General features: G+C 71.1%; 9 protein-coding genes. 6 read left to right on the forward strand and 3 right to left on the reverse strand.

Going from position 1 to position 11,501, the window contains the following annotated elements; translation table 11 throughout:
* Positions 1-107: 107 nt before the first annotated feature.
* The 4 genes from OG776_RS14775 (at position 108) to OG776_RS14790 (ending at position 5,030) form a co-directional block, all read left to right on the forward strand.
* Positions 108-3,359, forward strand: coding sequence for a sensor histidine kinase (locus OG776_RS14775; RefSeq protein WP_148010629.1), 3,252 nt, complete (start codon positions 108-110; stop codon positions 3,357-3,359).
* A gap of 10 nt (positions 3,360-3,369) precedes the next feature.
* A complete protein-coding gene (locus OG776_RS14780; protein WP_005479603.1) occupies positions 3,370-3,783 on the forward strand; it encodes a roadblock/LC7 domain-containing protein in 414 nt (137 codons plus the stop codon).
* 94 nt (positions 3,784-3,877) lie between these two features.
* Complete coding sequence (locus tag OG776_RS14785; RefSeq protein WP_148010628.1) at positions 3,878-4,468, forward strand: DUF742 domain-containing protein; 591 nt, start codon at positions 3,878-3,880, stop codon at positions 4,466-4,468.
* Positions 4,449-5,030 (forward strand): GTP-binding protein, encoded by a 582-nt coding sequence (locus OG776_RS14790; RefSeq protein WP_030793786.1) that lies wholly within the window; start codon positions 4,449-4,451, stop codon positions 5,028-5,030. The genes OG776_RS14785 and OG776_RS14790 overlap by 20 nt, the downstream gene beginning before the upstream one ends.
* 1,177 nt (positions 5,031-6,207) lie before the next feature.
* Here OG776_RS14790 and OG776_RS14795 read toward each other — a convergent pair.
* On the reverse strand, positions 6,208-6,402 hold the full coding sequence (locus OG776_RS14795) for an acyl-CoA carboxylase subunit epsilon (RefSeq protein ID WP_148014275.1): 195 nt from the start codon (positions 6,400-6,402) through the stop codon (positions 6,208-6,210).
* Positions 6,403-6,459: 57 nt separating this feature from the next.
* Complete coding sequence (locus OG776_RS14800) at positions 6,460-8,049, reverse strand: acyl-CoA carboxylase subunit beta (RefSeq protein ID WP_329321036.1); 1,590 nt, start codon at positions 8,047-8,049, stop codon at positions 6,460-6,462.
* A gap of 716 nt (positions 8,050-8,765) precedes the next feature.
* Here OG776_RS14800 and OG776_RS14805 point away from each other — a divergent pair.
* Positions 8,766-9,377, forward strand: a complete 612-nt coding sequence (locus OG776_RS14805; protein WP_148010626.1) for a YceI family protein — start codon at positions 8,766-8,768, stop codon at positions 9,375-9,377.
* A gap of 152 nt (positions 9,378-9,529) precedes the next feature.
* Positions 9,530-10,045 (forward strand): N-acetyltransferase, encoded by a 516-nt coding sequence (locus OG776_RS14810; protein WP_148010625.1) that lies wholly within the window; start codon positions 9,530-9,532, stop codon positions 10,043-10,045.
* Between the two features lie 31 nt (positions 10,046-10,076).
* On the opposite strand, the gene OG776_RS14815 is transcribed toward OG776_RS14810, so the two are convergent.
* Complete coding sequence (locus OG776_RS14815) at positions 10,077-11,432, reverse strand: hypothetical protein (RefSeq protein ID WP_329321038.1); 1,356 nt, start codon at positions 11,430-11,432, stop codon at positions 10,077-10,079.
* Positions 11,433-11,501 lie beyond the last annotated feature (69 nt).

Consider the following 11,501-nt stretch of genomic DNA (forward strand, 5'->3'; position numbering starts at 1 on the left):
AAGGGCGCTGCCTGACGTGCTGGAATGCGCTGAACTGCCCAGTAGTCAAGGGCGCTGGAGACACCGCGGCACAACGTAGGTGCCGACGCCGAGAGGTTGTTGGTCGAGTGAGGCGAAGCAAGAACGGTCCCGAGCCGTCGGCACGGGGCAACTTCACCCCGCCGCCGCGCGGAGCGGCGCCCGCACAGGTGCCTGTTCCGGAGCCCGTGCCGGCGCCCGCGCCGAGCGGCGGTCGTCTGTCCCCCCGCAACTGGCGCGTACCCACCAGGCTGAACGCGATCCTGCTCATACCCGTGGTCGTCGGCCTCGTGATGGGCGGCTTCCAGGTGAAGAGCTCGATCAACACCTGGCAGCAGGCCCAGGACGCGGAGAAGACGGCCCGTCTGGTGCAGGCCGCGCTGGCCTACGGCGACAAGCTCTTCGTCGAGCGTGACGTCACCGCCCAGCCGCTGCTGGAGAACAAGAACGGCAAGGGCGCCAGCGACCCCGTGGTCGTCAAGGCCTACAAGGAGACGGACCAGGCCGCCGTCGTCTTCGACCAGGCCGCCCAGAACATGCCGAAGACGCCGGGACTGGAGCGTCGGCTCGCCAACTTCCGCAAGGTGGAGCCCGGACTGGCCACTCTGCGCAAGGTCGCCTACACGGCCAAGGCCGAGACCGGACCGAACCCGGGCGTGCAGACCGAGCAGGGTTACCTCAATATCCAGCACCCGCTGATGGAGTTCGCCAACGAGCTCGGTCTGGGCACCGGAAACATCACCAGTTACGGCCGTACGGTCTACGCGATCTCGCTCTCCAAGGCCGCCCTGTCCCTCGAGCGGTCCATCGGCATGCACCTCCTGGTCAAGCCAGGGCCGGGCCTGGGCACTCTCACCACCCAGCGCACCGCTCTCTCCTCGTTCGCGTACCTGGAGGGCATCGCCGTCGAGGAGTACCTCGGCGGTGGCACCGAGGCCGACGCCGCCAAGCTGGACGCGCTGAAGAAGCAGATCCCGGCCGAGCTGAAGAGCCAGGCCACCGAGGCCGCGACCGCCGCCGCGGCCCAGGGTGAGAAGTACGTCCCCCCGCCGGGTGACATGCTCGCGCGGGTCGTCAGCCTGAAGTCGCCGCTCGACTCCGACCGCGCCGCGCTGGCCGCGGCCGGCGTCACCCCGCAGAACTGGTGGGCGGTCAACACCGCCAAGTACAACGGCTACCGGCAGATCGAGTCGGACCTCGCCGACAAGGCGGTGGCCGAGGCCGCCGACATCGCCGACAACGCCAAGACCGACGCGCTCATCACCGGTGGCGCCGTCGTGCTCGCCCTGCTCTTCGCGTTCATCCTGGCCGGCATGGTGGCCCGCCAGATGAGCCGCTCGATGCGCCAGCTGCGCAACGCGGCGTTCGGAGTCGCCGAGCAGCGGCTGCCGATGCTGGTCGACCAGCTCTCGCGCACCGACCCGGGCCGCGTCGACACCCGCGTGCAGCCCATCCCGATCACCACCACGGACGAGATCGGCGAGGTCGCCCGCGCCTTCGACCAGGTCCACCGCGAGGCCGTCCGGCTCGCCGCCGAGCAGGCCCTCCTCCGCGGCAACATCAACGCGATCTTCACCAACCTGTCGCGCCGCAACCAGTCGCTGATCGAGGGCCAGCTGACCCTGATCACCGACCTGGAGAACAACGAGGCCGACCCGGACCAGCTGGAGAACCTCTTCCGCCTGGACCACCTCGCCACCCGTATGCGCCGCAACGGCGAGAACCTCCTCGTCCTCGCCGGCGAGGAGCCCGGCCGCCGCTGGGACCAGCCGGTGCCCCTCGTGGACGTCCTGCGCGCCGCCTCCTCCGAGGTGGAGCAGTACGAGCGCATCGAGCTCTCCGGCGTCCCGGAGGCCGAGATCCACGGCCGCGCCGTGACCGACCTCGTGCACCTGCTCGCCGAGCTGCTGGAGAACGCCACCACGTTCTCCTCCCCGCAGACCAAGGTGCGTGTCACCGCGACCCGTCTCCCGGACGGCCGTGTGATGGTCGAGATCCACGACAAGGGCATCGGCCTCACCGCCGAGGACTTCGCGGACATCAACCACAAGCTGGCCAACCCGCCGACCGTGGACGCCGCGATCTCCCAGCGCATGGGCCTGTTCGTGGTCGGCCGGCTCTCCGACCGGCACGGCATCCGCGTCCAGCTGCGTCCCTCCGGCGAGCAGGCCGGAACGACCTCCCTGGTCATGCTCCCCGACGCCATCACCCACGGTGGTGGAGGCGAACAGCAGGTGCAGCGCGACGAGTTCACCGTCTCGCAGATCATCCCGGAGCAGCAGTCCTTCCAGGCGGAGTCCTTCCAGGCACAGTCCTCGCGGACCGCCGCGGAACTCGGCTTCGACGACAGCCGCTACACCGAAGTCCCGGACGACATACGCGAGTTGGACCCGGTCGGCCGTTCCCTCGTCCGTGAGGAGCGCCGCGCCGCCCTGGAGGCCCAGACGACGGGCCAGCCGGACGCCCTGGAAACCGGGCAGTACCCGGAGGAGTTCAACGCCGCGCAGCCCGGCTACGACGGCGCCGAGCCGTCCTTCGAGGGCGGCCGGCCCGCGTACGGCGACGGGCAGAGCGGCTACGAGGAGCAGCCGGCCGCGTACGACCAGCAGTCGTCGTACGCGGCACCGCAGCAGCCGGCGTACGACGAGACGTACTTCCCGGCGAACGGCGGCTACCCGGAGCCCGGATACCCGGAGCAGACCCGGGAGGAGCCCGCGGAGGCGCGCGGCGCCGCCCCGGAGACCTTCGCCGGGTTCGAGGAGCCGTCCTACCAGGACGACTGGCCGCAGCCGGACACGTACCGCAACGACTACGGGTCCGGGTACGCTCCGGAGGCGGAATCCGCGCAGGTCGCTGACGCGGGTGAGCAGGAGCGCGTAGGCTTCGGACGTCCGGGACCTGCCCCTTCGTCCGCTCACCAGCTGACCGACGCCGGACTGCCGCGACGCGGAGCCGCCGCGAGCGGGGCGAACGGCCGGCGCCCTGCGGACCCGGGCGCCCAGGGTGGTCAGACACCGCCCGCGGCCACCGCGGGCAACGGCGAGGGCGACGACTGGCGTTCGTCCAACGACGACCGCTGGCAGCGTGCCGAGCAGCTCAAGAAGCCCAAGGCGGGCGGGGTCACCTCGTCCGGGCTGCCGCGTCGGGTCCCCAAGGCCAACCTGGTCGAGGGAACCGCGGAATCGACCCCGCAGGGTGGCCCCCAGGTCTCCCGCGCTCCCGAGGACATCCGGGGCAGGCTCAGCAACCTGCGCCGCGGCGTGCAGCAGGGGCGCAATGCCAGTAGTGACACGAACGGTCAGGGCTTCGGTTCTGACAGCACCTACAACCAGGAGCGTTAGTGTGAGCCCGATGAGCCAGGCGGCGCAGAACCTGAACTGGTTGATCACCAACTTCGTGGACAACACCCCCGGGGTGTCCCACACGGTGGTGGTCTCCGCCGACGGACTCCTTCTGGCGATGTCCGAAGGCTTTCCCCGTGACCGCGCCGACCAGCTGGCGGCTGTCGCGTCCGGTCTGACCTCGCTGACCGCGGGCGCGTCCCGCATCTTCGAGGGTGGCAGCGTGAACCAGACGGTTGTGGAGATGGAGCGAGGATTCCTCTTCATCATGTCCGTTTCCGATGGTTCGTCGCTCGCGGTCCTTGCACATCCCGAAGCGGACATCGGTCTCATCGGGTACGAGATGGCCCTTCTGGTGGACCGAGCGGGTACGGTCCTGACACCGGATCTGCGAGCGGAGCTCCAAGGGAGCCTTCTCAACTAACAGTCAGACCGTGCGTTTTGGCGTCCCGGGGCCGTAAGGTTTCGGGACGCGGTCCCACACGGATGGGTGCCAGGCACAGTCGGAGGAGGAGAAAGTGGTAACACCCCCAGGCGGTTCGTCTTCGGGCAACTGGTCGTACGGCCCCGGCCAGGGGCAGGGCCAGGGTGAGGGTTCGCAGAACCCGAACCGCTACAACTTCCCCTCCGCACCGAGCCACCGGCGCCAGCAGCCGTACACGCCGCAGGGCCCCGGCCCCTCGCCGTACGACCAGCCCCCGGCGCCGCGCATCCAGCCCGTGCAGCCGCAGCGACGCACACCGGAGGCGGCGCCCGCGGGTTCGTCGAACAATCCTCTGGTCCGCCCCTACGCCATGACGGGCGGCCGCACCAGGCCTCGTTACCAGCTCGCCATCGAGGCGCTGGTGCACACCACCGCACAACCGCACCAGATGCAGGGCCAGTTGCCCGAGCATCAGCGGATCTGCAATCTCTGCCGGGAGATCAAGTCGGTGGCCGAGATCTCGGCCCTGCTGACCATCCCTCTCGGCGTGGCCAGGATTCTCGTCGCCGACTTGGCGGAGGCGGGCCTGGTCGCCATCCATCAGCCGGGCGGCGACGAAAACGCCGGCGGCCAGCCAGACGTGACTTTGCTCGAAAGGGTGCTCAGTGGACTTCGCAAGCTCTAGCGGAGGGCCTTCCCGCTCCACCACGTCCGCGAAGATCGTGGTGGCGGGCGGCTTCGGCGTGGGCAAGACCACGTTCGTCGGCGCCGTCTCGGAGATCAACCCGCTGCGCACCGAGGCCGTCATGACGTCCGCGTCCGCGGGCATCGACGACCTCACGCACACCGGAGACAAGACGACCACCACCGTCGCCATGGACTTCGGCCGCATCACCCTGGACCAGGACCTGATCCTGTACCTCTTCGGTACGCCCGGTCAGGACCGCTTCTGGTTCATGTGGGACGACCTGGTCCGCGGCGCCATCGGCGCGATCGTCCTGGTCGACACCCGCCGCCTCGCCGACTGCTTCCCCGCGGTCGACTACTTCGAGAACTCCGGACTGCCCTTCGTCATCGCCCTCAACGGGTTCGACGGCAATCAGCCGTACAACCCGGACGAGGTCCGCGAGGCGCTGCAGATCGGCCCGGACGCCCCGATCATCACGACGGACGCCCGGCACCGCGCGGACGCCAAGAGCGCGCTCATCACCCTGGTCGAGCACGCCCTCATGGCCCGCCTGCGGTAGCCGCTCCGCGCGACGAACGCCGACGGAGGGCGTCTTTCCCCCACGAGCGGGAGAGACGCCCTCCGTCATGTCCCGGGGCCCGCACGGTGAGCCTCCGGCCCTTCCCGCCCCCTCTCCCCGGGGGTCCCCCCCGCCGGGGCTTCCGAACCGACCGGACCTCATGGCCGCCGGCGCTCTACGGCGGTCCGGACCTCCCGCGGCACCGGACGTCACGGCCACCGCGACTTCCGAACCGACCGGACCTTCCGACCGCGGGGACTCCACGACCGCTGGCGCTCCGCGGCCGTCCGGACCTCCCGCGACGCCGGACCTCCCGGCCACCGGGACCTCACGGCCGCCGGAATTTCCACGGCGCCAGGACTTTCACGGGGGCATGCCTTCCGCGGCGCCGTGCTTTCCCTGCGGCACGGATTCAGCGCGGCGCCTTTTCGCCGCAGGCACGCCTGGGACGCGGGCAGACCCGCGGCGCGGCGACACGGTGCGGTCAGGCGTGGGGTCCTGGTGGAGGTGCTTCCCTCCGGGCGGGAAGCCACGCGCCGGGCCGCTTCTCACGGCTGGGGGCCGCTCCTCGAACGCTTCTCCCCGCTGGGAGGCCTCGACCCGGGGTCGTTCCTCCCAGCAGGAGGTCCGTCCCCGGAGCCCAGCCGCCCCGCCCTCAGTGCCGGTTCCTCCCCCGGGACGCCTCCTTGCCCGGAGGCGCCCACCCGGCGAGGGACCCCGCCCTGACCCACGTTCCCTCCCAGGACGTTCGCCCAGGACCCCGACCGACACCTCCGCCCCAGACGTACGCACCCGGCAGATGCGTCTCCTTCCAGGCAGGGCCCGGCACCGACAGGAGACTCCCACCGGCCATCGCCCCTCCCAGGCATCCGCCCACCCGGCACACGGGCCTCCCTCCCACCAGAGGCCCCGCCCCCGCACGAGACTCACACCGACCGGCGCCCCCTCCCCTGGCGTACGCGCCCGGCGCGGCGGAATCCCCCTGTCTCCGGGGCGTCCCCGTGCCGCGCGCCGCGACGGGTGGCGCCGGGGCCAGGGGGTGTCGGCACGCGGCGTGACGCGGGGTCCGGCCCCCGCCGTCGCGGGCGGCGCGGGGCGGGTCCCGGGGCGCCCGGGGACGGCGAAGGGCCCGCTCCGGGTACGGAGCGGGCCCTCGTCGCCGGGTGAGCGCCGCAGGCTAGCCGTGCCAGCTGTGCGGGGCACGGAAGCCGGGCTCGCGCTCCAGACGGCGCCAGCCGGCCTTCGCGCGGCCTCGGTGGGTGGGAGTGGTGTCAGGCTGGGCGGCGGCCCGGGCCAGGAGGATGGCCGTGATGGCGGCGACTTCCTCGGGCTCGGCGTGGCCCTTCTCGACGCGGATCTCAGGGTCGTTCATAGGTGTCAGTCTCCGTGAGAGAGGTTTCCGCGGCGCTGCCGCGGAGGAGCCGCAGGGTTACTGCGGGGGGTTGCCGTGCTTGCGCGAGGGCAGGTCCGCGTGCTTCGTCTGCAGCATCGCCAGCGAGCGGATGAGGACCTCGCGGGTCTCGGCGGGGTCGATGACGTCGTCGACCAGACCGCGCTCGGCCGCGTAGTAGGGGTGCATGAGCTCGGCCTTGTACTCCTTGACCATGCGCAGACGCATGCCCTCGGGGTCGGCGGCGTCGGCGATCTGGCGGCGGAAGATGACGTTGGCGGCGCCCTCGGCGCCCATCACGGCGATCTCGTTGGTGGGCCACGCGTACGTGAGGTCCGCACCGATGGACTGGCTGTCCATCACGATGTACGCGCCGCCGTAGGCCTTGCGCAGGATCAGCGAGATCCTCGGCACCGTCGCGTTGCAGTACGCGTACAGGAGCTTCGCGCCGTGCCGGATGATCCCACCGTGCTCCTGGTCGACGCCGGGTAGGAAGCCCGGCACGTCCAGGAGGGTGATGATCGGGACGTTAAAAGCGTCACACATCTGGACAAAGCGCGCAGCTTTTTCGGAGGCCTCGATGTCCAGGACGCCGGCGAGGGTCTGCGGCTGGTTGGCGACGATGCCGACGACCTGGCCGTCGAGGCGGGCCAGCGCGCAGATGATGTTGCGGGCCCAGCGTTCGTGGACCTCCAGGTAGTCGCCGTCGTCGACGAGTTCCTCGATGACCTTGGTCATGTCGTAGGGCCGGTTGCCGTCCGCGGGCACCAGGTCCAGGAGAACGTCGCCACGGCGGTCCGCGGGGTCCTCCGAGGCGACCCTCGGCGGGTTCTCGCGGTTGTTCTGCGGGAGCATCGACAGGAGGTAGCGGACCTCGGCGATGCAGGTCTCCTCGTCGTCGTACGCGAAGTGACAGACACCGCTGGTCTCGGCGTGCACGTCGGCGCCGCCCAGCCCGTTCTGGCTGATCTCCTCACCGGTGACGGCCTTGACCACGTCCGGGCCGGTGATGAACATCTGCGAGGTCTCACGGACCATGAACACGAAGTCGGTCAGCGCCGGCGAGTACGCCGCGCCGCCCGCGCACGGGCCGAGCATCACCGAGATCTGCGGGATGACACCCGAGGCCTTCGTGTTGCGCTGGAAGATGCCGCCGTAGCCGGCCAGCGCCGAGACACCCTCCTGGATCCGGGCACCCGCACCGTCGTTGAGGGAGACCAGCGGCGCACCCGCCGCGATGGCCATGTCCATGATCTTGTGGATCTTCGTGGCGTGCGCCTCGCCCAGCGCCCCGCCGAAGATACGGAAGTCGTGCGCGTAGACGAAGACCGTGCGGCCCTCCACCGTGCCCCAGCCGGTGATCACACCGTCCGTGTACGGCTTCTTGGCCTCCAGGCCGAACCCGGTCGCCCGGTGCCGCCGCAACTGCTCGACCTCCTGGAAGGACCCGGGGTCGAGGAGCAGCTCGATCCGCTCGCGGGCGGTCAGCTTGCCCTTGGCGTGCTGGGCCTCGGTCGCCCTCTCGCTGGGGCCGCGCAGTGCCTCCGCACGAATCGCGTGCAGTTCGGCCACGCGCCCGCGTGCGTCCGTGGGTTCGCCTGAGGGTGCGGCCTCGTCCAAAACGGTCATGTAGCGACCTTACGAAGTCGAACAAGAAAAGCGAGCCGTCGACTCCGTACAGTCTCCAGCCTGTTTTCCTGGTACCCCTGAACAGAACCTCGACCGCATGCAGGCGATCTGACTGCTCAGAGGGCCTGCGGCTTGTAGAGGTCACACAAAGCCGTCAGCTGAGAGTCACCTCACATTCACGGGTGGCCCATACCGTCCCCGGAGTGACACGGCCCCTCGGACGGCGGCCCCGGCCCGACATCCCGGCCGCCGGATCCACCCGGATGCGCGGCCGTCCGCCGGGGATCCGCCCGTACGCGCCCGTCGCACCGGCCGCCGTCGACCGGCGGTCGTCCGCCGTCACTCGCGGACGACCTACAGGTTAGCGGCGAGGACGCGGCGCCGTGGGACACGGACACCGCGGCACGGCACCCGGACCCGGACCCGGCGACGGCCGGGCACCACGGCCCACGACGTCCGGGGCGACCGCGCGCCGGCGGCCGGTACCCGGCCCCCACCAGCGGGAAGACCCGCGGCCGGGCCGGACCGAGGGCGTGGCGCCGGGAAGCGTGGCGCCGGGACGCACAGTAACGTCGGCAACACACAGCGGATGATGTTGAAACTTGAATGGAATAGGTCTACCGTCACTCCTGTTCACCTCGTTGAATGTTTAACAAAATGATCCTCGCGGTTCCGCTTCCCCGATCCGCGACCCCGTCCCCCCTGAGGAGCACGTCATGGGCATCTTCGGCCGCAAGACCACCGACACCCCCGCCAGCGACGCGGCAGCCGCCGCCGTGAACCCCGACCTCGCGGCGCTCACCGGCGAGTACACGATCGACCCGGCGCACTCGACGATCGGCTTCGTCGCCCGCCACGCCATGGTCACGAACGTCAAGGGTTCCTTCAAGGACTTCGAGGGCTCGCTGCACCTGGACGGCTCCGACCCGTCCCGCTCCACCGCCACGCTCGACGTCAAGATGGACAGCATCGACACGGGCTCGGCGGACCGCGACACCCACCTGAAGAGCTCGGACTTCTTCAAGACCGACGAGTTCCCGGCCATGACCTTCCGTTCCACCAAGGCGGAGGCCCTGGGCGGCGACGACTACCGGATCACCGGTGAGCTGTCGATCCTCGGCACGACCAAGCCGCTCAGCATCGACCTCGAGTTCAACGGCTCCGCGAAGGACCCGTTCGGCAACGAGCGCGTCGGCTTCGAGGGCAAGGCGGAGATCCTGCGCTCCGAGTGGGGCCTCACCTGGAACGCGGCCCTGGAGACCGGTGGCGTCCTCGTCTCCGACAAGATCAAGCTGAACTTCGACATCTCGGCGATCAAGAACGCCTGACCCGCCCGCCGCACGGCACCCTGAGCGCGCCCGTCCTCTACTCCCCCCGTACCGGGAGGGCGGGCGCTCCGGTGTTTCCGCACCGGCCCGCTCCGGCGGACCCCGGCGAAACCCCGGTGCGCCGCCCGTGCGGCGGCCGCTAGCCTCCGGGCATGACCTGGTTGCCCGCCGGCTTCACGCATCCCCTCCGTGTCGAACTCTCCGGAGGACACCACCTCAGGCCCATCACGGGTGCCGACGCGGACATGGACTACCCCGTGGTCATGGGGTCGCGCGAGCGGCTCTGGTCCCTCTTCGGCGAGGCCTGGGGGTGGCCCGCCCCGACCATGACCTACGAGGCGAACCGGCGGGACCTGGAACGGCACGAGGCCGAGATCGCCGCCCACGAGTCCTTCAACTACGTGCTGCTCGACGCGAGCGGGACCGTCGAGTCGGGCTGCGTCTACGTCGATCCGCCGGCGAAGGCCGGGGCCGACGCCGAGATCTGCTGGTGGGTGACGGACGACCGGGCCGGTACCGGCCTGGAGCGTGAGCTCGACGCGCTGGTGCCCCGGTGGATCGCCGAGGACTGGCCCTTCGTGCGGCCCCGGTTCATCGGCCGCGATCTGTCGTGGCGCGAGTGGCTCTCCCTGCCCGACGCGGACGCCCGCACCGGCGCCGGCACCTGACGGACCGGCTCACCGGAAGCGGCGCCGGAGCTCAGAAGCCGCCGCCGAAATCTCCACCGCCGCCGAAGTCGCCGCCGCCCCCGCCGTCCCCGCCGTCTCCGAATCCGCCGCCGAAGTCCCCCGGGTCGAAGGACGCACCCGAGACGTCGCCGCCGTCGTACCCGCCGAAGTCCCCGTAGCCGGTGCCGTAGTCCGACGCGTAGGAGGGGGTGGCCATCGCGCCGCCGAGCAGGGTGCCGACGAGGAGACCCGGGAGCAGGCCGCCGCCGAAGTAGCCGCCCGCCCAGGGACCGTAGGCCGGACCCGCGTCCCAGTACGGTCGGCGGCCGTGGTCGGTGTCGACCTCGCGGACCGCCGGATCGTCGCCGTCGGCCAGCCGGGCACGGTCCGCCGCGCAGACGGGGACCTCGCGGGCCGCGCCCCCGGCCGGTGTCCAGGTCGCGTCGGCCACCGAGGGACCGTGCCGCGGATCGAAGAAGCAGGGGGCGCGGCGCTCCGGCAGCGGGCGGCCCTCCCGGCGGGCGGCCAGCAGCGCGAGGGAGAAGCGGCCGTCCTCCAGTGCCGCGGTGACACCGCGTACGTCCTCCGGGCGCCGTGCGGCGGCCATGGAGGCCTTCGCCTGTTCGTAGGCGTCGAGGGCGCGTTCGTAGTCGGCGCGCATCGCGTCGTCCGCGCCCGCCTCCGCCGGATGGAAGTCCAGCCGGTCGAGTTCCTCGCCGAAGGCCGTGATGTCCTCGTCGACGACGACACGGAGCTTTTCCAGCGCGGCCCGCTGCTCCAGCGACCTGCGGCGGCGGCCGCGCCGTACGAGCGCCAGCGCGCCCGCGCCGCCGGCCACGATCACCGCGCCGACGACGATCAGCCCGGCCGTGGAGGTGCCGCCGCCGGACCCCGGCCCCCAGCTGCCGGGCGCCGATCCCTTGACGCTGACGAGCGCGCGGTCCGTGAAGTCGTTCAGCTGGGTCCTGGCAGGTTCGCCCTGGACGCTGGTGACGAGGTTCTGCACGCCGGTGCGGGTCAGCACGGCGGAGTCCGCGCGGGCGTCGAAACGGGTGCCGAGCCTGACTGCGTACAGGCCGGTGACGCCGGTGTCGGTGCGGAGGTTCTGGAAGAGGTTCTGGGTCGGGAAGCCGTCGGGAAGGACCGCCACGAAGACGGGCTTGTCCGCCTTCTTGATCTTCGCGGCGAGAGCGTGCGCGTCCGCCGAGGACAGCTGGGCGGACGCCGCGGGGTCGACGTAGACCGGGCTCTCGCGCAGGGCAGCGGCCACCGTTCCGACGTCGGTGGCCGCGTGCGCGGGAGACACGCCGGGAGGGAGCACCGCGAAGGCGGCGAGGATCAGCGCGATCAGCAGCCCGGGGAACCCCCGGATCAGTGCGGCCTTCATACCTCCGAAGCTACCCGAAACCTGGACCAACAGGCACCCAACCTCACATTCGGGCGCAATGGGGCATTC

The sequence above is a fragment of the Streptomyces sp. NBC_01689 genome, assembly GCF_036250675.1.
In the GTDB taxonomy this organism is placed as follows: Bacteria; Actinomycetota; Actinomycetes; order Streptomycetales; family Streptomycetaceae; genus Streptomyces.